The sequence below is a fragment of the Pseudoalteromonas sp. KG3 genome, from assembly GCF_030436385.1.
In the GTDB taxonomy this organism is placed as follows: Bacteria; Pseudomonadota; Gammaproteobacteria; order Enterobacterales; family Alteromonadaceae; genus Pseudoalteromonas; species Pseudoalteromonas prydzensis.
In genome coordinates, this window is sequence record NZ_CP098524.1 from 1,028,562 (window position 1) to 1,054,365 (window position 25,804).

A 25,804-nucleotide genomic window follows, 5' to 3' on the forward strand; every position below is an offset into this window, starting at 1 on the left:
GAATATATTTAACCTAATAATAGATGATTATTTTGTTAACACTTAATAATTTATTTAATAGCTTGAATAGTTTTTGGAATTTCAATTGTTAATCATATTGCAAATGATAATTCTTTGCATTATGATCCCGATAGTTATTAACGGGGAATTGACATGAAATTAAAACTTTTATCTATTGCGATTAGTGCAGTAGTGCTCGCTGGCTGTGGCTCTAGCGGTGAATCGAACTCAGCACCAACATTTTCACAAGCTCAGTATTCTGTATTTTTAAATGAAGATGCTAGTGCAAGTTTATTAGTGAACGCCTCTGATAAAGACAATGATAGTTTGACTTACTCTCTAGCAAATGCTGCGAGTAACGGTTCGGTCTCAGTAAGTGCTAGTTCAGGCGAAGTGATTTATACACCTGATACAAACTTTAATGGAGAGGACTTTTTTGCAATAACGGTATCTGATGGCGAAGATACAGCGACTACAACTGTCAGTGCAACTGTTGCAGCGATCAATGACTTCCCTGTCATTACCATGGATAAAGTTCAGGTTAGTGGTGGAGAAGTTAAAGTTGGTCAAGTTAGCGCCAGTGATGTTGACGGCGATACACTCACTTATTCTATAACAAAACAACCATTTAATGGCGAGCTCGTTATAGACGCGCAAAGTGGAGAATTAACTTATACCCCTTCAACATTAACAAATGCCATTGATAGCTTTGAATTGACCGTAAATGATGGAAATAATGGTGTTGTAGCAAAAACGCTAGAAATAGCCACTAACTTGGCAACTAATGCTGACCGTGCTTACTATTATTATGCTTCTGAACAATCTCATCTTAAACGTTCTGAAGTTCTTGCTGCCAATATCGAAAATGATATTAATCTTGGTGGTGTCTATACAGCTTTAGCTACCGGATACGCTGAAGCAGGGTTAGATAATGAAGTTGAACGTTTCATCACTGCTGACAGTATTATTCGTGATGACCTACGTGCTGTTGCACTTGTTAATGTTGCAAATCAGTACAATTTGCAAGGTAAACTTGAGCGAGCAAATGAGCTCCGCTTAGAAGCGAGTAATTTGTATTCGCAATACATCGCTGCCAAAGGCATTTCTGCATTTGCGGTTGAAGATCAAGATTTCTTTTATGAGCTTGCTGATTCTTATTTAAATGCCGGTGAGCCTGCACTTGCACTACAAAGCTATAATGTTTTAGATATATTATTAAGTTCAGCCCTTAAAGCCGAGCAAACAACACAAGCATTACGGCTGTTCTTTGGTTTTAGAAACTCAGTTGATGAAGTGATAGCAACATGGCAAACCAGTCGAGAGCAAGCTGATTTTGACTATGCGCTTAGCATGGCCGACAGGCTTTATGAATTTGCTAACATGATAGGTTACCGATACGTATCGAATGACCGAAATGGTAATGAAGGAAAACCTTATTTTAGTACCCGCCAAGTTGCATTAGGTGATGTGGTTGAAAACTATCGTTTACTAGGGCAACTTGATAAAGCTAAAAGTGCGCTTGCTGATGCACTGGCGCTTCATGGTGTAGTCAATTATGACGAAGCTTATACCCGCGAAAAAGATGAATATGCTGACGTTACAATGGTCGAATATCCATTTGGCTTGATAAACTTTGCAGAGTCCTTTGTAAACTTATACCCAAATTTAGACTTAGAAACGAGCTTTTTAACCCCATTTGAACAAGGAAGTACATATTACGATTGGGCTAAGGAAGATGCTGAAGACGCGCGGTTATTTGCGTACGTTAGAAATATTGAAGATGCAGATGAAAGCTTAGCGTTAATTTTGGCCGCAAAAGATGATAGCGATCTAAGACGATTATTTACTAATATCATTGCGTTTAATAGTTCAAATCCTGGTGGCTCACGTATTTTAATCGACCAGGGGCGCTATGCTGGTGCTGCAAAGTATATCGCGGAAGGCTTGAAATTATTGAGTTCTGAGCAATATATAGCGCAAAACATTGGGGAACAAGTTTTCGTAACAGGTACTACTGGGTGCCAGCTATTGCTTGAGCAACTGTTCGAAGTTATTCGTTTAACTGGAGAACAAAGCTATCGAGAGCAAGCGAATAAAACACTGACTACATGTCGTGAAATATCACTAAATAACTATGCACAAGTCAATGGCACAGAAGTAACAAAAGAGGATGTCGTTGCTTCGAGTGTTGATCTTATTAAATACCACAACCCATTGGGACAAAATGAAGCTGCCACGCCACTTATCGAAGTAGCTAAAAGCTTTTTAGCAACTTATGGTGAAGAAGATCTTGCACGAAAGGTTTCAGATACAGGCCAATTAGCTGCTGCGTTTGGTAAAGGTGGCCAATTTGAATTAGCAAACCAATACTATTCAGACTACGCAAATCTAATTAAACAAGTTGAAGAGGCGGTGACAGTAGACAGCCAGTTTGCAGTGACACAAGATTTTTTTGATGCATCAAGCCGAAGCACTTACAACTTTTCGCAGTATTACCGAACGCTAAAATCACAAGCCGGAAGAATCAATAATTACCAGCAACTTATTAGTGATGCAACGGCAATTTGGGTTGATTTGATTAATTGGAACATCAATCGGTTGGATGAAGCTTCGCTACAATTACAATTACAGTATTACCCTGAATTCGCTAATCAATATTTAATGTTAGGTCAATTTGATGCGGCATTAGCATTAAAAGATAAAGCCGCATTAGGAGTGGTAGAGCATGACTCTATAGTTACAGATGTCATTAATTATCTGAGTCAATATGATGCTTTTACAAGGGTGACTATCGCGACAGTTGATACTGATAATGACGGTAAGGCTAACTTCTTTGCACCTTATGCTAGTGATGAAATGATTGCTCAGTCTGGCATCGAACTTGATTTAGACAGTGATGGTGACGGTGTAAATGATGACGCTGACACTTATCCTTTGGATGAGACTCGTCAGTAAAATGAATATACGATATTTTACTTTTGGGCTGCTCAGCATAATGCTGAGTACGCCTGTATCCTCAGCCGAACCAAGTGGACAGCTTGAGAAAGAAATCACAAAGAGTCGTTATGAAACTTGTGAGAAAAAAGAGCCAGATTGTATTAAAAACATTGAAGTAATAGAAGTGAGGGGGCAGCAGCCGAATCCAATTTCAGTGAGTAGTCAAGGTGTGTATACCTTAAATAGAAAAATGATTGAAGATTATCGTTTTGGTAACGGTAATTTAAATGATTTGTTGGGGATTTTGCCAGGAGTTCAGTATGGCGAAGCTGCTTACTCAGCCGAGCAAGTAAGTAATATTAAACCATCTGAAGTGTCTATTTCTGGAACTGAAGGTAAGGCAACCGCTTATTTAATTGATGGTGTATCGAATAACTCTAATTTAAACAATCAACTAGGGAATACCGATAGAAACTTGCTGCAAGATGTGTCAGGGCATAGCCAAGAGTTATTTCTTAATCTTGATTTAGTTGAGAGTATTGAGGTTTACGATAGCAATATTCCCGCTAAGTATGGCAATTTTAATGGTGGTTTAGTGCAGGCACAAACGCGTAAAGCAAGGGATGAGGTTTCGCTTGGGATTAGCTACCGGCAAACAGCTGACGACTGGGTGGATTATCATAATTTTTATGCTCCAGATTTTGATGGCTCAGACACCTTAGATAATGCCGTGTTTCAAAAGCGTAGTTTTAGTACTCATATCGCGGCACCTCTGACAGATAAGCTTGGAGTGATTGCGCAATTTCAATACTTAAAGTCCCAAGAGTCACTCGAACAATTAGGTCATTTACGTTTACAAGAGCAAACTAATTATAACGGCATGGTTAAGTTTGATTATGCTGTAACCACCAATGACGATATTTCATTTAATTATTTATATGCACCTTACGAAGGAAATTACTTTGATGTTAATGCCATAAATAGTGATTACACAGTGAAAGGTGGGGGAAGTACCGCCATTTTAACCTGGCAAGCTAATCGTCATTGGGGCTACATGGACTCGCAAATTAGTTGGCGTAGCAGTAGAAACTCAAAAGATGCTAGTTCAGCTTGGTATAACTGGATAAATATTCCTGGTAAAAACTGGGGTGATTATGATGGCTCAATGACGAGCAATGAAGGTGGTTTCGGTGATATTACCAAAACACAAGAAACCTATACAGCAAAGCAAGATTTCGAACTCCCATTAGGGGAAGTATTGTTTGCAGACTCTCAGTTATCACTGGGTTATGCAATAGATCATCAGGTTTCAGTCTTTGATCGTTTAGAAAACGCGACTATTTATAACGGCGCTATCGTGTCACCTATGATCGATTGTGCCGGGTATCAAATTGACTGTGTTGAAACTGTTTTCAACCAGCCGATAGCTGATATTGAAGCTGAATTAGGTCGCCCTTTGGATTTGTCAAACGGAGATGATTTTTTATTGTATCAAAGCAACATAAGTCAGACTGGGCAGTATTTTCAATATCGACAAACTACACCAAAAGCACGAGCTGAAGCCAGTGTGAATAACTTTTCAGCTTATGTAGAAAATGAATTTGAATGGCAACAATATTCATTAACAATTGGTGCCCGGTATGATTATAACGACTTTTTTGAAAACCATAATGTGGCTCCAAGATTACGAGGTAGTATCTCGTTGTTTGAAAATACCGGTAAATTTATTTTTGGTGCAAATCGATATTACGCAAGCGATGCAATCAATTATAAGCTTAATGAAGCTATGGTACCTACGTTTACAGAGGTGAGAGCGATTTATCAGCACCGCCCACAACAATGGCAGGCCGAGTTATCTAATCGTGGTTACCGTTATGTTTATAAAGATTTAAAAACACCATACAGTGATGAGCTTTCAGCAGTATATCGTCACCAAGTACTAGGTGGGACGTTAGAGTTAAAATGGTTATACCGTGAACAGCATGAAAGTATTAACCGCGTAAAAGGAACAAATGAGTTAGGGGAAGCAATTTTATATGGTGCAAACTCTGGAAGTAGTGAATATCAGCGTCTTAGCTTATCCTGGATGGCTACTTTTGATACTCAGCACGTTGAGTTTAATGTTTCTCACGCCAGTAATACAACAAGTGCAGAGCAATTTGATGGTAGTACGCAAACCTATGTCAACAGCACTGATTACTTCTTAAATTTTTCCTATGACGATAATGAGTTAGTTTATATTAGAGGTGATAATTATGACTTAAATAGCCGTGAAAACGATTCGACATATAACTTAATGACACGACATGATATGGAGCTAGAAAAGCAAGACTTTAATCGCCCAATTATTGCCAATTTGAGTTGGGGTGGGCGTTTTGATAATTGGCAACTATCAGCTTATGCCCGCTTTAATGGTGAGCAAGATGCTATTTACGCCACAGGAACAACTCAATCGATAAAAGAGGCAACATCTATTTGTGATGGCTGCTCACCAAATCGTCGAGAATATCCAGTTTACCGCATAGAGAAAAGGCCTAGTTTCTGGTTATTAAGTGGCAGTGTAAAGTACACACTGGCAGTCGCACGTGATTATCGAGTCACTTTAAGCTTTGAAGGCGAAAATATTTTAAATAAACGTACGTATCAAGTGAGCCCTTATAGTACAGGGGTGGAGCTAGGACGGCGTTTTTGGTTAGGCCTACAACTTGATTATTAAGAGGATACAATTATGACAACCATTTATGCTTTAGCGCTTATAACAACGCAACTATGTTATGACGCAAGTGCTGATACACACGCAATTAAATTTGAAGAATTTTTTGAAGGTGCTACCGAATTACAAGTGGCGCGCCAAGAAGAAAAAGACCTCTGTATTGACCTTAAAAGTCATCAATTAGTAAGCGCAAAACGACTAGTTGCAACTGATGAGCGTGTTTTTTCAATTGTTGAAAGTAACAAATGACAAAAGCACGGCAACTATTTATAGTTTTTATTGTAGGTTTGGTTTTTAATTTACATGCTGAACCTATTAACTTTTTACAATTACGTGCACAGTATGAACAAACCTCAGAAAACTGGCCTGAGCCTTGGCTTGAAGAGGGAGTGGAACATAGTGAAATAGGTGCATTAACTGAGGTGATATTTCCAGTTGAAAACCCCTTTACCATAGCTAAAATGAGGTTAGGTGAAGCTCTATTCTTTGATCCTATTTTATCTCGATCTGGACAAATAGCATGTGCAAGTTGTCATGACCCTGATTTAGGTTGGGCAGATGGAAGGAGAGTTTCGTTTGGTCATGATCGTCAAGTAGGTCAGCGAAATGCACCTAGTATTGAGAATGCTGCTTTATGGCAAAGCTTGTTTTGGGATGGTAGGGCTAGGTCGTTGGAACAACAAGCGTTAATCCCTATTCAAGCTGGTAATGAGATGAGTTTGACTATTTATGAGTTGGAATTGAAATTAAATAGCACTTATCAATATAAACAGAAGTTTAAACAAGCTTTTGCTAAGGAATACATTTCTGCTGAAGATGTTGCTAAAGCATTAGCGACATTTCAGCGCACTATTCGTTCACGAAAATCTGATTTTGATTTTTTCTTGCTTGCAGCAAAACAATCAGACCCTAAACGTAAGCGTGTTTTATCGCAAAAGTTAACAGATCAAGCTTTGTGGGGGATGCATTTGTTTAGAACCAAAGCGAGATGTATAAACTGTCACTCAGGCTCTTTGTTTTCGGATAATAAATTTCATAATATAGGCCTGACATACTATAAAAGGGAATATGAAGATTTAGGTTTATTTAACTATACTGGAAACCCCGCTGATGTTGGCAAATTTAAAACACCGAGTTTACGTGGCGTGATGAATACAAAGCCTTGGATGCACAATGGTTTATTTATCAGCATGGCAGGTGTAATAAATATTTATAATGCTGGTGGGGTCAGAATATTAAAAGATGAAAATGATGTGTTTTCGCCAGAAACATCAACTTTATTAAAGCCTTTGGCGCTAACACAAGATGAAAAAATGGCGTTAGAGACATTCTTGCACTCAATCACAGCCCATCCTGCAAATGGACCTCATTTTTCATTTTTATCTGAAAGCTAAACAAAAAACCTTGTAAGGGCGTGCCCAACAAGGTTTAATTTTTACAGCTTACAGCTTACAGCTTACAGCTTACAGCTCTATCATTTATTACGGTTTTCTTTACTAAACGCGCGGATCTTACGTTTTTGCGAAAGAGTCACTTTATTAGTACGTCCTGCAAATGGGTTATCACCTTCTCTAAATTCGATTTTGATAGGGGTGCCCATAATTTTTAGCGCTTTACGGTAGTAATTCATTAGGTAGCGTTTATAGCTGTCTGGTAAATCGTGTACTTGGTTACCGTGAATAACGATACGTGGTGGGTTATAACCCCCCGCGTGCGCGTATTTTAGCTTAACACGACGGCCACGCACCAGTGGTGGCTGGTGATCGGCTTGTGCCATGTCCATAATACGGCGCAGCATCGCGGTACTAATACGCTTAGTTGCTGATTCATAAGCTTCGTCAATTGACTCAAACAAATGGCCAACACCTGTACCATGCAGTGCAGAGATAAAGTGTAAGCGAGCAAAGTCGATAAAGCCTAAGCGACGGTCAAGCTCTGATTTAATACGGTCTTTCACGTAATCATCAAGGCCATCCCATTTATTCACCGCGATAACCAGTGAACGGCCTGAATTCAGCGCAAAACCAAGTAAACTGAGGTCTTGATCTGAAATCCCATCACGGGCATCAACAACCAACAGCACTACGTTACAATCTTCGATTGCTTGTAGGGTTTTGATCACTGAGAATTTCTCAACCACGTCACTGACTTTCTTACGTTTACGAACACCTGCGGTGTCGATCAGTACGTATTCTTTCTCGTTACGAGTCATTGGGATATAAATCGAGTCACGCGTTGTGCCTGGCATATCGTAAACAATAACGCGTTCTTCACCTAATATACGATTAGTTAGCGTTGACTTACCTACGTTAGGACGACCGATAATAGCGAGCTTTACTGGCTTATCCGCAAATGCTTCATGCGCAGTTGAGTCTTCATCATCTTCAGAATATAAATCGATTAACTCGTCGTCATCGCCTTTACCATCATCATTTTGTGCACTCAGCTCTGCTAGCAAAGGCTGTAAAGTGTGCTCAAGTAATAAGGTAATACCACGACCATGAGCGGCTGCAATATGGTGTACTTCGCCTAATGACAATTGATAGAACTCAGCACAGTTCGAATCGGCATCAATACCATCGGTTTTATTGGCAACAACAAAGCTTTTCTTTTCTTGTTTACGTAAATGATTGGCAATAGCTTGATCGGCTACAGTCATACCTACGCGGGCATCAACTAAGAATAATACGATGTCAGCTTCTTCAATCGCCAGTAGCGATTGATCAGCCATTTCGATTTCGATGCCTTCTTCAGAACCATCAATACCGCCCGTGTCTACCACGATAAATTCATAGCCATCGTAATTAGCTTGGCCGTATTTTCGATCTCGAGTTAAGCCAGGGAAATCGGCAACGAGTGCATCACGAGTACGTGTTAAACGGTTAAATAATGTGGATTTGCCCACATTGGGTCGCCCAACTAGAGCGATCACGGGAAGCATAAACTACCTCTTAAAAAAACAACAAAAGGCTTCGCATAGCGAAGCCTTACAAAAAATAAATTAGCTATTAATAAATTATAGCTATTTTAGCAAATTAGTTTGGTATTTTTACCGCGCTAATTTCACCGTCTCGGGTGTATAAAATCAGTTTATCGTCTGCAACAACTGGCTCAATAAAAAAGCCTGAGCTGTCGAAGTCTTCACGCGATACCAGCTCGCCTGATTCTTTATTTAGCCAATGTAAGTTACCTTCTTGGTCGCCCATGGCTAAATAATTTCCTGCTACCGCAGGCCCTGTTAAGTACCAACCACGAAGGGCCGGTTGGCTCCAGCGTTCAATGCCAGAGGTTTTATCTAGTGCGTAAACAACGCCGTCACTATCTACAACATAGATAGTTTGGGTGTCCATGGCAATTTCACGGTAACTGCTGTACTCACGTTTCCACACGACGTTACCAGAGCGAATGTCTACCGCTGCTAAGTTACCATTATAGGCAATAGCATAGGCATATGGGCCGCTGATCAAAGGCTGGGTATCAACATCTACTAAACGTTCGAACTCCGACGCGCCTTTGGGTGTTGCAATTTCAGCACTCCATGCAGAGTAACCGCTATCAGAAATGAGTACGCTTAATTTGCCGGTTTCAAGGCCAATTAATACACCGCCATTAGCAACGATAGGTGAGCTTTGACCACGTAATGTTAATGGAGGTACTTCTTGCTCATGGCTCCAACGCTCTTCACCTGTGTCTGGGTGCAGCGCGAGTAATTTACCTGAACCTAAATTAACGAATATAAGGCCATCGCCCGCAGCTGGTTTTGCGAGTACTTCACCTGGCACTTTTTTACGCCAAACAATTTCACCTGTTTCGCGGTCAAGGGCGAGTAAATAACCATGCTCTGAACCGATAAAAATTTTACCATAAGCTTGTAAAATACCGCCTGATAATTTGGCACTGATATCGCTTTCCCAAGGCCAAAAGCTTGAGTTTTCGCGGATATCGGTTTCCCAAATAGTGTCGCCATTTTCAAGTGATAGTGCTTCTACTTCACCATTACGACTTGCTACAAAAACACGGTCTTTATATACCGCTGGTGTTAAGCGTGAAAAATAGTGCTCAACACCATCGCCAATGCTTTCTTGCCAGACAACGTTGGTTTCAAACTGATTAACGATTTCAGGCAAGACGAGTTCTTCTTCATCGCTTGATGAACAACCTACTAAGGTAGCCATACATAACGCTATACTTGCCGCTGTTAATTTTTTCATGGTAACCCCTTACGCCGCTGGGCTAGTTACTGCTAAGTCGTCAAGTTTGATTTGCAATAATGGGTTATTTTCAAGACCACCCGCATCTGCGGCCGCTTGATATGCTGTACGCGCTTGGTTTACATCGCCTTGAGCGGTGTAAATATCACCCTTAAGCTCAGCAACAGTCGCTGTAAATGAGTCAGCAAACTCGCCATTTAGCGTCGATAATGCTTGGTCGTATTGCTGTTGGGCAATTTGCACACGTGCTAAGCGAGTAGTCGCGGTTGCTTTTAAATCAGCATTGTTTACGTTTTCTACAACCCAGCTAAGTTTTTCACTCGCTACATCAAGTTGGTCTTTTTCTACAGCTTCTTTTGCTGCAACAAAAGCTGCAAGTACGCTGTAATTAGTGTCTTTGTGCTCGGCGATAAACGTATCGGCTGCACCTAACACGGCACCACCTTCAACAAGCTGAGTGTACGCATCAGAGGCGTTTTCAGCAGTTGTGATTTGACTTTGGTTATAAGCTTTCCAGCCATACAGGCCGCCTAAACCAATGGCGACACCCAATGCTAGTGATAAACCATTTTCACGGAAAAAACGTTTGATCGCTTCTGCTTGTTGTTCTTCTGTTGAATAAATATCCATTCTTACCTCGTCTTTTTTAGCTGTTCACAAGCTCAGCTAAAAGCGTTTTAATTTGTTCTAATTCTAAGGTGACTTGTTCTTTACGCTCACGTAAATACTTAACTGTCACTACGCCTTGTTCTAATTCATCTTCGCCGATAATCAGTGCAACTAGTGCATCACTTTTATCTGCGCGTTTAAGTTGTTTCTTAAAGTTGCCACCGCCAGCATGTACCATAATACGCAAGCCAGGTACTTCAGCGCGTAATTTAGCGGCAATAATAGGTGCTTGAATACTGGCTTTATCACCCATCGCAGCCAAATATACATCAGCGCTGCGGCGAATGTCACCCACGCATTCTAATGCTTGTAACATTAACACTAAACGTTCCAGGCCCATAGCAAAGCCAACCGCAGGCGTTGTTTTGCCACCAAGCTGCTCAACTAAACCATCGTAGCGGCCACCGGCACATACAGTACCTTGTGCGCCAAGGCTATCTGTTACCCACTCAAAAACAGTGCGGTTATAGTAATCAAGACCACGGACTAACTTTTCGTTAACCGTGTATATGACGCCCGCTGCGTCTAAACGTTCACATAAATTTTCGAAATGTTCTTTTGATTCAGCATCTAAGTGCTCAGACAGTTTAGGCGCATCAGTTAAAATAGCTTGTACATCAGGGTTTTTGCTATCTAGTACGCGCAGTGGATTGGTATGCATACGACGTTTTGAGTCTTCATCGAGGGCATCAACGTGCTGTTCTAAATAAACAACCAGTGCATCGCGATACTGAGCGCGCGCTTCATTCGAGCCTAAAGAATTCAACTCTAAACGAACGTGCTCGCTGATGCCAAACTGCTTCCATAACTGAGCCGTTAATAAAATAACTTCAGCATCAATATCTGCACTGGCAATACCAAAGGTCTCAAGACCAAATTGGTGAAACTGGCGGTAACGACCTTTTTGTGGACGTTCATGGCGAAACATCGGACCCATATACCAAAGGCGTTGCTCTTGGTTATACAGTAAACCGTTTTGATTACCAGCACGAACGCACACTGCGGTGCCTTCTGGACGCAGTGTTAAGCTGTCGCCATTGTGATCAGCAAAGGTGTACATTTCTTTTTCAACGATATCGGTAACTTCACCAATTGAGCGTTTAAAAAGATCGGTTGATTCTACAATTGGAAAACGAATTTCTTGATAACCGAATGAGGCTACAGTCTCGCGTAAGATGTTTTCTACTTTCTGCCAAACTTGAGTATCGCCCGGCAGACAATCGTTCATTCCACGTATTGCCTGAATTTGTTTTGCCACTGCTAAATCCTAAAAACTGTGTTTGTGTAATAAACAAGACTACACAACAAGAATGCTAAAAATTGACCCGCTATTATAGCTGGCATGCGTGCGGCAAACCACCCAGTTTGCCGACTATATTAACTTTATTCGACGATTTTAATGTCGATTGGGGTCTGTTTTTCTTTTTGAGCGATAAAGTCGCGTACATAACCTTCCAGTTGATCAACAATATTGTTGTTATCAATTCGGGCTTTTTGACGTTCACCATTAATATAAAGGCCAGAACGACGGTTTGCACCAGCTAAACCAATATCGCTCACTAACGCTTCGCCTGGACCATTGACCACACAGCCAATCACCGAAACTGACACTGGTTCGATGATATCTTCCAAGCGCTCTTCAAGCTGGTTCATGGTACTGACTACATCAAACTCTTGACGAGAACAACTTGGGCAAGCAATAAAGTTAATCCCACGCGAACGAATGCGTAATGATTTTAAAATATCAAAACCGACTTTGATCTCTTGCACAGGATCTGCCGCGAGTGATACACGTAAAGTATCACCTATCCCTTCAGCTAACAGCATACCTAAACCAACAGCTGATTTTACTGAGCCTGAGCGCATGCCGCCCGCTTCAGTAATACCTAAGTGCAAAGGTTGGTCGATTTCTTTAGCGAGTAGACGATAGGCGCCCACGGCTAAAAATACGTCGGACGCTTTCACTGAAATCTTAAACTGATCAAAGTCTAAACGACGCAGTATATCAACATGGCGCATGGCTGATTCAAGTAAGGCTTCAGGTGTTGGTTCGCCATATTTCTCTTGCAAATCGCGCTCTAATGAGCCGCCATTGACACCAATACGAATTGGAATATTGTGCTCACGAGCTGCATCGACTACCGCACGAATACGTTCTTCGCTACCAATATTACCTGGGTTGATGCGCAAACAATCAACCCCGTATTTTGCTACTTTTAACGCAATACGGTAATCAAAGTGAATGTCTGCAACCAATGGAATAGTCACTTGCTCTTTAATACTTTTAAATGCTTCTGCAGCATCCATCGTTGGTACAGAAACGCGTACTATATCGGCGCCGGCATCTTGGATTGCTTGAATTTGTGCAACGGTGGCATCAACATCCATAGTGTCGGTGTTGGTCATTGATTGCACAGCGATTGGTGCACCATCTCCGATAGGGACATTGCCGACGTTAATACGCGTTGATTTTCTGCGTTTAATTGGAGATTCTGAAAACATAACGACTACTCTGCTAACGGTAAATTAAATTTTGCTAAACGGTTTTTTGGAAAATTTGAAATATCAACTTTTTCACCATTGAGGGTGATATCAACAGCTTGGTGTTTTCCCAGTACGACAGAAAAAGGTAGATGTCCAGTGACAGTCATCTCATAGCCTGCTTTTTTGACACCAAACGCCACTTTATCTCCTTTACCATCATGGATCTCAACCCAGCTTTCTTCATTGAAATGCATAACAATCGTGCCGAGTCCATCCGCTTTCGGCTGGCTCGCTGTTATTGCTGGTTCAGTTGTATCGGCTTGAGTTGCTTGCTGCTCATCTAGCTGCTCATCGAGTTGTTCATCAGCTGGGGTTGCAAAGTCATCAATGGCCTCATCGGGACCCGCTTGCTCAAGTTGTGAAACAAGCACTGTATCAGGCTTCTGCTCGGGCAAAGTGATTGTACTTTCAGGCGTATTATTTATTGACGGTGTCACAACTTGCTTATCAATAGGAGCCGAGTTTTGCCACCACCATACTGCTGAAGAGCCAATAACAATCGCTAAAATAGCGTAACTTACTAGCATTAAGCGATTATCGTGCGCTTCTTTTTCTGTTCGCTTAGAAAAGCTTTGCATATTGGTTTTTTTAAAGGTTTCCTGCGGCTCTGGAAACAAGGCCATGATGACCGCTGTATCTAGATTAAACTCACGACAATAACTTTTAGTATAGCCTTTAATAAAAGTCGCAGGGCCGATTAAGTGGTGTTCGTCATTTTCAAGACGTTGTAATTGCAACACCGATAATTTTAAATTTTTAGCCAGCTCTTCAAGACTGACATCCGCTTGCTCTCGACTACTTTTTAAAGTTTGGCCAAGGGTTAAGCTGGTTGTTTCCGTATTTTCATCATTCATAATGCGTATGATTCAGGGTCCACTAGTAATAGTCTATGCCCAGGTTTAAGTGCAACATCTGGGCTTAATTTATTCCATCGCATTAACTGATCAATTAACAAACGACGCTTGGTGGCAATACTGTATAAGGTATCGCCGGTGTTAATCTCGTAATATATATTTGGATCATTGAGATAAATTTTTGTCCCATTGATCACCCGATCAGATTCTTTCAACGCATTCCATTGCAGTAATTTTTGTAGTTTAACATTGTATCGCACTGAAATGCTAAATAGGTTTTCACCATCTTGTAAAACATGGTAAGGCGTTGTCAATTGCGGGATCTGCGAGTTTAGCAACGGCGCTTGGGTATTTTGTTGTGGATCTTGAAAGCGGACCTCAGGTTGAGAGCTGCTGTTTGAACCAGAAAACACGGCCGCATCTCGTTGTGGCTGATAAAAAACAACTTTTTCACCGTCGCTTAAATCATTGCCAAACTGGGATTGATTTGTTGCTATCGGTTGGCTGTTTTTTGCTATGCTTAGATTGTCGGCAGCCGCACCAAAAGACACTATTTTAACCCCGTCTTGTGACTTATTTACGCGAGTTGACGTCTGCGATGACGGCGTTGTTGCTAAATGCACGGTTGGAACGGCTAATGCTTTTTCAACCTGTTCATCAGATGAGAGTGACGCAATATCTATCATTTGCGCATCGTTTGTGGTCGTTTTAGCAGGTACTTGCACAATTTCCAGCGCAGACATCACCGCTGCCGCGTCATTGCTTTGTACCGTTTGCTTGGTTGTTGTGTCAGCGCTGCTTGGCAGTGCTACAGCGACAGTCGCCGTATTTAAAGCGGCTACGACAGAGCCGGTATCCACAGGGGGTGCAAATGTTTGCATAGCCGTACTTTGCACTGTGCTGTTTTGAACCTCTGCAATCACAGGTGTTACTAAGCTGGCGTTTAACTCAGCACTGTTTGCATTAGCTGTGCTCTGAGTTGTGGCTGTTGTTTGAGCCGCTATTTCTTGCGCCGTCGTACTAGTTGTTGGCGCTTTTTTCTTTTTTATAATGCGTATTTGCGGTGCTGAGTTCACCTCTCCCACAGGGCTATTTGCTTGTAATTCATCTAATTTCGCTTGGCGATATTGCGAGCGCAGCATTTCAAACTCACTGCGTTTAGTTTGTTGTTCACGAATAAGCCTTGCTTCACTTGAGGTCGGGTAAGTTTGTAATATGGTGGCGGCTGTGGTTTCTGCTTTTTCAATATGGCCCATGCGTTGTTCAACTAAATAGCTGAGTAATAATGAGCGAGAGGATACTTGGCCACTGTTTTCATAACGCAGCAGCACTTCTTTTGCTTTGTGTAAGTCACTTTTTGCGTAATACAAGGCGGCTAAGCTGATCAGTGATGAGGCACGCATTGAGCTGTGGTTAATCGCTGATTTAAAATAGTTTTCTGCATTATCAAAGTCATCAAATTCAATGGCGCATAACGCTAAGTTTTCATAGCTTTCAGCAACACGGATATAGCTTGGGATCTCAATGGCTATTAGCAGTTGCTCAGTGGCACGGTCATACTCGCCAATACCGCATAAAAATACCCCATAGTTATTGCGTGTGTTCGGATCGTTGGGATCAATTTTTATCGCTTTTTGATAGGCTTTGTCTGCCAGTACGTTTTCGCCGACTTGTTGATAATAATATGCAAACGAGTAGTGGACTTCAGGAAGATCGGGAGAGAATGCGGCGGCTCGTTCTAGGTTATACTTTGCTTGTGAGCTGTTCCCTGTACTCAAATACTCTAGTGCTAAGGCAATACGGGTGCGAGCTGCGCCGGTATTATTGATTTTATTTTCAACAACGGGTTTGTCATTGCCATCATAACTATTTTCAGTTACACATCCTGTTAAAGCTAATGCACTGATAGTTATAGCAAGTAAAGATCGCATTACTTCGTCTCTTTATTAGTGTCCATGGCGCTATATTACCGAAAAGCCCTTATGTTGCATCCTTTATTTCAAAAATAAATAGGCATAAAGGGCTTTAGACAGTTTTAAAAACTAGGCTTGCTGAATATTTACGGCAATCGCATTATCTGCACGCATTTTCTTTTTCGCCAAACGCTTAGTACGGTCAACAACATCGCCCGCTAATTGCCCACAGGCTGCGTCAATATCGTCCCCTCGGGTACGGCGTACAATACAGGTAATGCCAGCAGCTTGTAATACTTTAGAAAAACGGTCGATGCGGCTGTTGCTCGAACGTGTGTACTCATTACCCGGGAACGGGTTAAACGGAATAAGGTTTACTTTAGAAGGAGTACCCTTTAATGTTTTAACAAGTTCATGTGCTTGATCAGTGCTGTCGTTAACACCATTAAGCATCACGTATTCAATGGTCACGTCTTTATTTGCTTTAGAGCCATCAATATAACGACGACACGCCGCTAAAAATTCTTCAATCGGGTATTTTTTATTAATGGGTACTAAAATATCACGTAACGCGTTATCAGGAGCGTGCAAAGAAATCGCCAGTGCTACATCGATTTTTTCTTTCAATAAATCAAGTGCAGGCACCACCCCAGAAGTACTTAAAGTAACGCGGCGTTTCGATAAACCAAAACCCCAATCGTCCATCATCAGTTCCATTGCTGGAACAACGTTTTTAAGGTTAAGCAGCGGCTCGCCCATACCCATCATTACCACGTTGGTGACAGGGCGTTTCTCACTATTGCCGTCAAGGCCAATGTCTTTTGCTACGCGCCATACTTGGCCGATGATTTCAGATACTTTTAAGTTACGGTTAAAGCCTTGTTGTGCGGTCGAGCAAAAAGTACACTCTAATGCACAGCCTACTTGTGAAGATACACATAAGGTTGCACGTTCTTTTTCTGGGATCCATACAGCTTCAACTTCTTGGCCGCCATCAAGTACTAATGCGTACTTGATGGTACCGTCACTTGCTTGCTGACGAACTGAAATTTCCGGTGCTACAATCTCACATTCTGCTTTAAGTTTCTCTTTAAGCTTTTTATTAACGTTGCTCATATCGTCAAAGTTATCAACGCCAAAATGATAAATCCATTTCATCACCTGATCGCCACGAAATGGCTTCTCACCGAACGATACAAATAGTTCGCGCATTGCATCTCGGTTTAAATCTAATAAATTAATCTTTTTTTGCTCAGTGGTCATGAAACAACCTTAATCAGTGACGGTGGTGATAAAAATTTACGGGGATGAATTGTACACAATTCGACCAGCTTAGTCATTAGCTAAACAGTTGTTTAATTGCTTAGCTAATGACTAAAAAAGGGCCCGAAAGCCCTTTTCTTACTTTGCATCACAGGGTTAGCTGTGAAACTCGAATTAACGAGTACGTGGGCAAAGCTCTTCGTCAGCGAAGAAATACGCGATTTCGCGAGCAGCAGATTCAACAGCGTCAGAGCCGTGAACAGCATTTTCGTCGATGCTATCAGCGTAGTCAGCACGTAAAGTGCCAGCTAGTGCTTCTGCAGGGTTAGTCGCACCCATGATTTCGCGGTTTTTAAGAACAGCGTTTTCGCCTTCAAGAACGGTAACCATTACTGGGCCAGACGTCATGAAAGATACTAAAGCACCAAAGAAAGGACGCTCGCTGTGCTCTGCGTAGAAACCTTCAGCTTTCTCTTGTGAAAGGTGAACCATTTTAGCTGCAACGATTTTAAGGCCAGCAGTTTCGAAACGGTTGTAGATAGCGCCAATGTGGTTTTTAGCTACTGCATCAGGTTTTACGATTGAGAAAGTACGCTCTAAAGCCATCTTTATGCTCCAATAATTTTTAAGTAAAAGTGTGAATATTAACGGGCGCGAATTATACGCGTTTTAAACAAAAATGCCTAATTTTATTCATGAGGCGTGTGCTGTATTTTAATGGATGAGGGGAAAAGCGCGCCTCGTTACTTTAATTTAAAACTCAATCAGGCACCAGAATTTGAAAGTAGCCATATATTTTATATAGAGATAGGCATTGATGAGCAGCAAATCTTGCTTGAAACGACGGAACTATTAATCTCTCAACATTAAAGGTGTTGGGATAGAGCAAAATAAGCGGTTATTATTTTTTTGGTTTAATTATCAATTACCTAAAACGAGTATCAAAGTGAACAACTTAGACTACACTAACGTATATTTAGGTTGTATGGCGGCTGTTCTGGCTCAAGTGATCAATGTTTATATCAGGAAGTGAGTATGTTTTTTAATAAAACGCTAAAAAGTGAGAATGCTGAATTAAAAAGTAAGCTTTTTAAGCAAGAGCAGGTTAAAAAAAGCTTAGACGAAGAGATGCTGGTTTTAATCATTGATAAAACAGGGCTAGTCACAGCACAAAATAAGAACTTTGCAGACGAGCTAGGTTACTCTGATCAGCAACTTATTGGAAAAAAGCTACTAGATTTTGTGCCAAGTAACGCCAGAGATACTGGGCATTTTAAAAGCTTAAAAAAAGCAATAGAGCAGCGTGAACATTGGGTTGGTGCATTGCAGTTTGTTAATGTCAATGGCGAACAAGAGTGGTTAAGAAGTATTTTGCAACCAGTTGTGGACGAACAAGGCAAGCCTATTGAGTTTACTTTGCATTCAAATGTGTTAACGCGCACGATTGAAACCTCTCGCGAGCATCAAGATTTAATCAAAGCCTTGCATCGGGCCATGGCGGTTATTGAGTTTGATACCAATGGCATTGTATTAACTGCAAACGAAAACTTTTTAGCTGGCATGGGGTATTCACTTAAAGAGATTGTTGGTCAACATCACCGTATTTTTTGTGAGCCTGAAGAGGCAAACTCTGCTGAATATGACGCCTTTTGGAAAAAGCTCAAAAGAGGCGAGTACGTTTCAAGCCGTTTTAAACGCATAGATAGTTATGGGAGAACGGTTTGGCTTGAAGCTTCTTATAACCCGATTTTCAATGAGCAAAACGAACTGTATAAAGTGGTTAAATTCGCGACTGTTATTACTGAGCAAGTTGAGCGCGAGCTCGCTATAGCTGAAGCTGCTGATATTGCGTATAGCACTTCAATTGAAACTGATCACCTTGCCGACCAAGGGGCTGCGGTTATTGAGCAAGCAGTCAAAGTGATGAACGAACTTGCGGTGCAAATGTCGCAAGCAGGGGATGAAATATCAGCATTGGATAAACAATCACAGTTAATAGCAAGCATAGTACAAAGCATTAGTAGCATTGCCGATCAAACTAATTTGTTAGCATTGAATGCTGCGATTGAAGCCGCAAGAGCAGGTGAGCAAGGGCGAGGTTTTGCGGTAGTCGCCGATGAAGTGCGTCAATTAGCATCTAGAACCAGTAAAGCCACAGAGGAAATTGTTGAAGTGGTACAAAAAAATCAATCCTTAACGCAGTCAAGTGTGAAAGCCATTAAGCAAGGTGAAGATAAAGCACAAGAAGGGTTAGAGCTGTCAAACGAGTCTGGCATTGTGATGACCAATATTAAAAAAGGTGCCCAGCAAGTGGTTGATGCAGTGAGTCAATTTGCCAATCAATTAAAGTGAGTTTTATGATTTCGATCAAAACATCCCTATTTAACTAACTTTATACTCCCGCGCTTTATTATCATGCCACTGGCTTGACCCCAGTTTTATATATGGAGCGCGCATGTCGTCAATTATCACCCCGTTTACCCCAGAGTTACTTTCACCTGCTGGCAGTTTAAAAAATATGCGTTACGCCTTTGCCTATGGTGCCGATGCTGTTTATGCCGGGCAACCTCGTTATAGCCTAAGAGTGCGTAATAATGAGTTTGATCTGGAAACATTAAAAATAGGCATTGATGAAGCACACGCACTGAATAAAAAGTTTTATGTAGTATCAAACATCGCGCCACATAACGCTAAAGTCAACTCATACTTACGTGATATTGAACCGGTAATTGCGATGGGGCCCGATGCGCTGATCATGTCAGATCCGGGTTTAATTATGCTAGTGCGTGAAAAGTGGCCTGATATGCCTATTCACCTATCTGTGCAAGCCAATGCGGTAAACTATGCAACTGTTAAGTTTTGGGCAAAACAAGGTATTGAACGAGTAATATTATCGCGCGAGTTATCGCTTGAAGAAATCGCTGAAATTCGTCAGCTATGCCCAGAAACAGAGTTAGAGGTATTTGTGCACGGCGCATTATGTATGGCGTATTCAGGGCGTTGCTTACTTTCAGGCTATATAAATAAGCGCGATCCTAACCAAGGCACTTGCACCAATGCGTGCCGTTGGAATTATGATGTAAAACCTGGCACTGAAAACGAAACCGGCGAAATAGTGCACAAGTTTGACCCAAGCACGGTTATTCCAACCCTAGGCGAAGGCGCGCCGAGCGATGATATTGTAATGCTTGAAGAGCAAGGCCGCCCTGGTGAATACATGCCAGCGTTTGAAGACGAGCACGGCACATATATCATGAATTCAAAAGATTTACGCGCTGTACAATACGTAGAGCAGTTAACAAAAATGGGCGTACACAGCTTAAAAATAGAAGGCCGCACTAAGTCGTTTTATTATGTAGCGCGTACCGCACAAGTTTACCGTAAAGCGATAGACGACGCCGTAGCAGGTCGTCCATTTGATACTAACTTATTTAAAACGCTAGAAAACTTAGCACACCGTGGTTACACCGAAGGCTTTTTAAAACGCCACGCCCATCAAGATTATCAAAACTATGAATACGGCCATTCAGTATCAGATAAACAACAATTCGTTGGCGAAGTACTAAGTAGAGATGCCAATGGTTTAGTGGAGATAGACGTTAAAAACAAGTTCTGCGTTGGGCACTCTTTAGAGCTAATGACGCCAAAGGGCAATATCAGCTTTGTGCTTGAATTGATGGAAAACAAAAAAGGCGAAAGCATCACAGACGCCAAAGGCTCAGGCCATATTGTAAAAATCCCACTGCCTGAAGGCATCGACTTAGAACACGCGATATTAATGCGTAACCTAGACGAAAACCAAGATACCCGCAATCCGTTTAAAAAAGCCGTGGTTGGTGGTTAAACCATGGCTTTACTAATAAACAACAAATGCATTAACTGTGACATGTGTGATCCCGAGTGCCCAAATGAAGCCATTTATATGGGCGCTAAAATCTACCAAATAGACCCAGATAAATGCACCGAATGCGTAGGCCATTATGATAACCCCACCTGCGTTAGCGTATGCCCAATTGACTGCATAAAGCCCGATCCTAATCACCGTGAAAGTATAGATGAGCTGGCAGAGAAATATGTGAGGTTAACGGGGTAGTTTGTCGATTGGTTTTTATGCTTAATGGGTTACGAAGCGAAAGTGGCGATACTGTCGCAATAATCAAACTGCTCGCATATTGCGTATTGTGACTAATAAATATCTCCTCATATATTTTTAATTAAGTCTCAATAATTCACGCTATTTACGGTATGATAACTCAATAATTTGTATTGATATTCTGGTCTGAGATAGCTATGGAAACCGCACCTAAAAAAACCGCCACAAAGCCCGCTACTAAAAAAGTTGCTAAAAAAACCACAAAACAAGCACAAGTCGGGTTTGAAGAATCGCTTTGGGATGCCGCCAATAAACTACGTGGCAGTGTTGAATCAGCCGAATATAAACACATTGTTTTAAGCTTAATCTTTCTTAAATTTATTAGTGATAAGTTTGAAGTACGTCAAAAAGCCATTATTGCCGAGTATGGTGATGAATACATCGATATGGTTGACTTTTACGCGATGGATAACGTGTTTTACCTACCAGAAGACGCTCGCTGGTCATACATTCAAGCCAACGCTAAGCAAGGCGATATCGCTGTAAAAATAGATACCGCCCTGCACGGCGTTGAAAAAAACAATAAATCACTCGCGGGCGCATTGCCCGATAACTACTTTTCACGCTTAGGGCTTGATGCCAGTAAGCTCTCAGCACTTATCGATACCATTAATAATATCGACACCATTGCCAACCAAAACGAAAAAACAGAAGAAGACTTAGTTGGCCGTGTGTACGAATACTTTTTAGGTAAATTTGCCGCCTCTGAAGGTAAAGGCGGGGGCGAGTTCTATACGCCTAAGTCAATCGTTACACTCATTGCTGATATGATTGAACCATTCGAAGGTAAAATTTACGACCCCTGTTGTGGCTCGGGCGGTATGTTTGTGCAATCGCTTAAGTTTATTAATAGCCATAACGGTAACCAAAAAAATGTGTCTATTTATGGGCAAGAGTACACCAACACCACCTATAAATTGGCGAAAATGAACCTCGCCGTGCGCGGTATTTCGGGCAACTTAGGCGATGTAGCGGGCGATACCTTTTTTAAAGATCAACACCCTGACCTAAAAGCCGATTACATTATGGCAAACCCACCGTTTAACCAAAAACAGTGGCGCGCCGATAACGAATTAGTTGACGATGCCCGCTGGGCGGGTTACCCAACACCGCCTACCGGTAATGCCAACTATGCGTGGATCATGCATATGATCTCAAAACTCAGCGAACATGGCACCGCAGGCTTTGTACTGGCTAACGGCTCAATGAGCTCTAACACCAGTGGCGAGGGCGATATTCGCCAAAAAATAATCGAAAACGATTTAGTCGATTGCATGATAGCCCTACCAGGGCAGCTGTTTTACACCACACAAATTCCGGTGTGTTTATGGTTTATCAGTAAAGATAAACGCGGTAATAACGAAAAAGGCCTACTAAAACGCCGCGACCGCCAAGGCGAAACCCTATTTATAGACGCCCGCGAAATGGGCTCTATGGTTAACCGTACCTTAAAAGAACTCACCAACGACGACATAGCTAAAATAACCCAAACCTACCATATTTGGCGCGGCGAAGATCTAACTACAGCAAGTACCGAGCCAGAAAGCGCAGATAAAGAGCAAAGCGAAAATAAAGAGCAAGAGTACAAAGATGTCGCCGGTTACTGTAAATCAGCCACCCTTAGCGATATAAAAGCGAACGACTATGTACTTACTCCAGGGCGCTATGTAGGCGCGGCCGATATTATCGACGATGGCATCCCGTTCGAAACTAAAATGAGCGAACTTAGCCAAACCCTTTATAGCCAAATGAATCAAGCCGATGAACTTGATAACGCCATTCGTAAAAACTTGCAGGCCTTAGGCTATGGTGAAGAGCGTGATGGAGCAAAACGTAATGACTCATAGTGAAGAACAGCCATCGATTCAAAACGAGCTCTTATTAGTTGATATTCGCCGCATTGTTGAGCAAGCCCGTGGGCAAGTTAAACAAACTGTTAATACCGCCATGCTACAAGCGTATTGGCAAATAGGGCGCTTAATTGTAGAGGATGAGCAAGGCGGTAAAACACGCGCAGCCTACGGCAAAGCAACATTAAAACGGTTATCGCAGCAACTCAGCACAGACTATGGCAGAGGATTTGACATAACCAACCTGCGTAATATGCGCCGCTTTTATCTCGCCTTTGAAAAACGAGACGCAGTGCGTCTCGAATTAAGCTGGACGCATTATCGTGTACTATTACGGGTTGATAGTTCAACTGCGCGCAACTGGTATCGAGATGAAGCCATTTTACAAAATTGGTCGGCGCGTGCGTTAGAACGCCAAATTGGTACGCTTTACTACGAGCGTTTGCTCTCAAGTAAAAACAAACAACCCGTAGAGCAAGAAGCCCAACAAAACACACAAGTATTGGCAGAGTCCGCAAAAGACTACCTGCGCGACCCCTACATTTTAGATTTTTTAAACCTGCAAGACAAAAGCTATCAAGAAAACGACCTAGAGCAAGGCATTATAAATAACTTACAACAGTTTTTATTAGAGCTAGGTAAAGGCTTTGCTTTTGTAGAGCGCCAAAAACGCATCCGTTTTGACGACGAAGATTTTTATATCGACCTCGTTTTTTACAATTTTAAACTCAAGTGTTTTTTATTACTCGACTTAAAAATTGGCAAACTTAAACACCAAGATATTGGCCAAATGGATACCTATATTCGCTTGTACGATGATCGATACACCAGCAGCGACGACAACCCCACTATTGGCTTGGTCTTATGCAGTGAAAAAAGCGAAGCGGTTGTTAAATACTCGGTACTGAGCGATCAAAAACAACTGTTTGCTGCAAAATATTTAGCCCACTTACCTAGCGAAGAAGAGCTGCGCATAGAGCTACAAAAAGAGCGCGAACGTGTGCAAGCGCAATTGCTTAACCAGCAAGCCAGAGGCCAAGATAATGAATAAACAAATAGAGTGTGTTGTTGATAGCCAAATGAACCAAAGCGATGAGCTTGATAAAGCCACCCGTAAAAACGTGGAGGCACTGGGTTATGGGGAGTGATTGGATTGATTGCGAGCTTGGTGATTTAATAGAGTTGAAGCGTGGCTATGACTTACCTAAAACAAAGAGAGTGAATGGTGGTGTTCCCGTTGTGTCTTCATCTGGATCTTCTGGTGAGCATAACGAAATAAAAGTTAAAGGTCCGGGTGTCGTTACTGGACGATATGGAACTATTGGTGAAGTATTTTATATCGAAGATGATTTTTGGCCATTAAATACAACATTGTACGTTAAAGATTTTAAAGGGAATGATCCTTTATATGTTTATTACTTTCTAAAGACAATCAGGTATTCCGACTACACAGATAAAGGAGCTGTACCTGGAATAAATAGAAATCATATACATAAAGCAAAAGTAAAAGTGCCTGTTGACCCTGTACATCAAAGAAACTTGGCGCTTAAACTATTTAATTTAGACAAAAAAATAGAGCTCAACCAAAAAAACAACCAAACCTTAGAAAAAATGGCGCAGGCGCTGTTTAAAAGTTGGTTTGTTGATTTTGATCCCGTGTTCGACAATCTACTTGCCAGCGTTGATTTTAACTTAGACAACCTTGAAACTAGTCTGCCTGACGAGTTAATACAAAAAGCACAGTGCCGCTTAGCGGCACTGAACAGTTTAGAAAATGCGGCCGAAATAAAAACCTCACTCAGAGCGCTCGCTCACGAGTTACAAGCACAGCTACCCACAAAAGAAGCAACACACGCAGCTGTGCAAGTATCAGAAAAAGCCGCTGAAACACCCGTTAAACCAAACTTTAACGCCAACCCTAATATATTGGCCAAACACGCCAACACCCACGCCCACTTCCCCAATGAGTTCGTACACAACGAACAACTAGGCTGGATACCAAAAGGCTGGGAAGTACTTCCTTTAGAGTCATTAATTATATTAATTGGTGGAGGCACACCTAAAACGAGTATTGAAGAGTATTGGAACGGTGAGATTCCTTGGTTTTCGGTAGTTGATGCACCTCAAGATAGCGATGTATTTGTTGTTGATACGGAAAAGCATGTTACGCAGCTAGGTGTAGATAAATCATCCACAAAAATACTTCGCGTCGGTACTACCATCATAAGCGCACGAGGAACCGTTGGGAAATGTGCATTTGTAGGTACACCTATGGCTATGAATCAGTCCTGTTATGGTATTAATGGCATTAATAATATATCGGATGAATTTATATACTATCTTACAAGGCATCAAGTTTCTGACCTACAGAAAAGGGGTCATGGATCAGTTTTTAATACTATAACCCGTGAAACGTTTAAATCTATTTTATTGCCATTTTCCGGTGATAAACTGACGGAAGAGTATGGTAAAGCTGTAACCTCATTATTTGATAAAATTTTAATGAACAATCGGCAAAACATAGAGCTAACAAAACTTCGAGACACGCTATTACCCAAACTCATCTCAGGCAAATTACAAATACCTGACTCGGCAAATGTTAGTGATAACAATATATAATACATAAAAGCAAAGAGCTTACTTTTGTATGCTCAAAACTAAATACAACTAAGTAACTACAATTTAAATAATTAGAAT

Annotated in this window: 19 protein-coding genes; 10 read left to right on the forward strand and 9 right to left on the reverse strand. The window is 41.5% G+C overall.

Translation table 11 applies throughout. The features are described from left to right. The first annotated feature begins 153 nt into the window (after positions 1 to 153). The 4 genes from NDQ71_RS22875 to NDQ71_RS22890 are packed head-to-tail and all read left to right on the forward strand — an operon-like array spanning position 154 to position 7,044. A complete protein-coding gene (locus NDQ71_RS22875; RefSeq protein ID WP_192541998.1) occupies positions 154 to 2,955 on the forward strand; it encodes an Ig-like domain-containing protein in 2,802 nt (933 codons plus the stop codon). Further along, positions 2,912 to 5,653 (forward strand): TonB-dependent siderophore receptor, encoded by a 2,742-nt coding sequence (locus tag NDQ71_RS22880; protein WP_301562821.1) that lies wholly within the window; start codon positions 2,912 to 2,914, stop codon positions 5,651 to 5,653. Before NDQ71_RS22875 ends, NDQ71_RS22880 begins: the two co-directional genes overlap by 44 nt. Before the next feature lie 12 nt (positions 5,654 to 5,665). Beyond that, positions 5,666 to 5,899, forward strand: coding sequence for a hypothetical protein (locus tag NDQ71_RS22885; protein WP_145239716.1), 234 nt, complete (start codon positions 5,666 to 5,668; stop codon positions 5,897 to 5,899). Beyond that, positions 5,896 to 7,044, forward strand: a complete 1,149-nt coding sequence (locus tag NDQ71_RS22890; RefSeq protein WP_145239713.1) for a cytochrome-c peroxidase — start codon at positions 5,896 to 5,898, stop codon at positions 7,042 to 7,044. Before NDQ71_RS22885 ends, NDQ71_RS22890 begins: the two co-directional genes overlap by 4 nt. A gap of 80 nt (positions 7,045 to 7,124) precedes the next feature. Here the strand turns inward: NDQ71_RS22890 and der are convergent, their stop codons facing one another. From der to ndk, 9 genes are all read right to left on the reverse strand, one after another. Next, on the reverse strand, positions 7,125 to 8,591 hold the full coding sequence (der, locus tag NDQ71_RS22895) for a ribosome biogenesis GTPase Der (protein WP_064664664.1): 1,467 nt from the start codon (positions 8,589 to 8,591) through the stop codon (positions 7,125 to 7,127). 94 nt (positions 8,592 to 8,685) lie between these two features. Then, a complete protein-coding gene (gene bamB, locus NDQ71_RS22900) occupies positions 8,686 to 9,861 on the reverse strand; it encodes an outer membrane protein assembly factor BamB (protein ID WP_064664663.1) in 1,176 nt (391 codons plus the stop codon). A 9-nt stretch (positions 9,862 to 9,870) separates the two neighbouring features. Beyond that, the gene (locus tag NDQ71_RS22905) at positions 9,871 to 10,491 is read right to left on the reverse strand and encodes a tetratricopeptide repeat protein (protein ID WP_301562822.1); all 621 of its coding nucleotides are present in this window, start codon (positions 10,489 to 10,491) and stop codon (positions 9,871 to 9,873) included. Between the two features lie 16 nt (positions 10,492 to 10,507). Next, positions 10,508 to 11,788: a histidine--tRNA ligase gene (hisS, locus tag NDQ71_RS22910; RefSeq protein WP_064664661.1), complete on the reverse strand. Its 1,281-nt coding sequence runs from the start codon at positions 11,786 to 11,788 to the stop codon at positions 10,508 to 10,510. Between the two features lie 125 nt (positions 11,789 to 11,913). Continuing rightward, the gene (gene ispG, locus NDQ71_RS22915; protein WP_064664660.1) at positions 11,914 to 13,032 is read right to left on the reverse strand and encodes a flavodoxin-dependent (E)-4-hydroxy-3-methylbut-2-enyl-diphosphate synthase; all 1,119 of its coding nucleotides are present in this window, start codon (positions 13,030 to 13,032) and stop codon (positions 11,914 to 11,916) included. Positions 13,033 to 13,037: 5 nt separating this feature from the next. After that, positions 13,038 to 13,928, reverse strand: a complete 891-nt coding sequence (locus NDQ71_RS22920; RefSeq protein ID WP_192541992.1) for a RodZ domain-containing protein — start codon at positions 13,926 to 13,928, stop codon at positions 13,038 to 13,040. Further along, positions 13,925 to 15,859, reverse strand: a complete 1,935-nt coding sequence (pilW, locus tag NDQ71_RS22925; protein ID WP_192541991.1) for a type IV pilus biogenesis/stability protein PilW — start codon at positions 15,857 to 15,859, stop codon at positions 13,925 to 13,927. The genes NDQ71_RS22920 and pilW overlap by 4 nt, the downstream gene beginning before the upstream one ends. A 111-nt stretch (positions 15,860 to 15,970) precedes the next feature. Further along, positions 15,971 to 17,104 carry a bifunctional tRNA (adenosine(37)-C2)-methyltransferase TrmG/ribosomal RNA large subunit methyltransferase RlmN gene (locus tag NDQ71_RS22930; protein ID WP_064664657.1) on the reverse strand — a complete coding sequence of 378 codons (1,134 nt, stop codon included), beginning with the start codon at positions 17,102 to 17,104 and terminating at the stop codon, positions 15,971 to 15,973. Positions 17,105 to 17,278: 174 nt separating this feature from the next. Then, entirely contained in the window at positions 17,279 to 17,710 is a 432-nt protein-coding gene (gene ndk / locus NDQ71_RS22935) for a nucleoside-diphosphate kinase (protein WP_008111339.1), read from the reverse strand. Positions 17,711 to 18,139: 429 nt separating this feature from the next. On the opposite strand from ndk, the gene NDQ71_RS22940 reads away from it, so the two are divergent. The 6 genes from NDQ71_RS22940 to NDQ71_RS22965 all read left to right on the forward strand — a co-directional run bounded on the left by NDQ71_RS22940 (position 18,140) and on the right by NDQ71_RS22965 (position 25,726). Continuing rightward, positions 18,140 to 19,456 carry a methyl-accepting chemotaxis protein gene (locus NDQ71_RS22940; RefSeq protein ID WP_283708907.1) on the forward strand — a complete coding sequence of 439 codons (1,317 nt, stop codon included), beginning with the start codon at positions 18,140 to 18,142 and terminating at the stop codon, positions 19,454 to 19,456. Positions 19,457 to 19,559: 103 nt separating this feature from the next. Further along, the gene (gene yegQ / locus NDQ71_RS22945; protein WP_192541989.1) at positions 19,560 to 20,948 is read left to right on the forward strand and encodes a tRNA 5-hydroxyuridine modification protein YegQ; all 1,389 of its coding nucleotides are present in this window, start codon (positions 19,560 to 19,562) and stop codon (positions 20,946 to 20,948) included. Between the two features lie 3 nt (positions 20,949 to 20,951). After that, complete coding sequence (locus NDQ71_RS22950) at positions 20,952 to 21,197, forward strand: YfhL family 4Fe-4S dicluster ferredoxin (RefSeq protein WP_192541988.1); 246 nt, start codon at positions 20,952 to 20,954, stop codon at positions 21,195 to 21,197. A gap of 197 nt (positions 21,198 to 21,394) precedes the next feature. Then, positions 21,395 to 23,104, forward strand: a complete 1,710-nt coding sequence (locus tag NDQ71_RS22955; protein WP_192541987.1) for a class I SAM-dependent DNA methyltransferase — start codon at positions 21,395 to 21,397, stop codon at positions 23,102 to 23,104. Further along, positions 23,094 to 24,158 carry a YhcG family protein gene (locus NDQ71_RS22960; RefSeq protein ID WP_192541986.1) on the forward strand — a complete coding sequence of 355 codons (1,065 nt, stop codon included), beginning with the start codon at positions 23,094 to 23,096 and terminating at the stop codon, positions 24,156 to 24,158. Before NDQ71_RS22955 ends, NDQ71_RS22960 begins: the two co-directional genes overlap by 11 nt. Positions 24,159 to 24,244: 86 nt before the next feature. Further along, positions 24,245 to 25,726, forward strand: a complete 1,482-nt coding sequence (locus NDQ71_RS22965; protein WP_301562823.1) for a restriction endonuclease subunit S — start codon at positions 24,245 to 24,247, stop codon at positions 25,724 to 25,726. Positions 25,727 to 25,804: the final 78 nt, after the last annotated feature.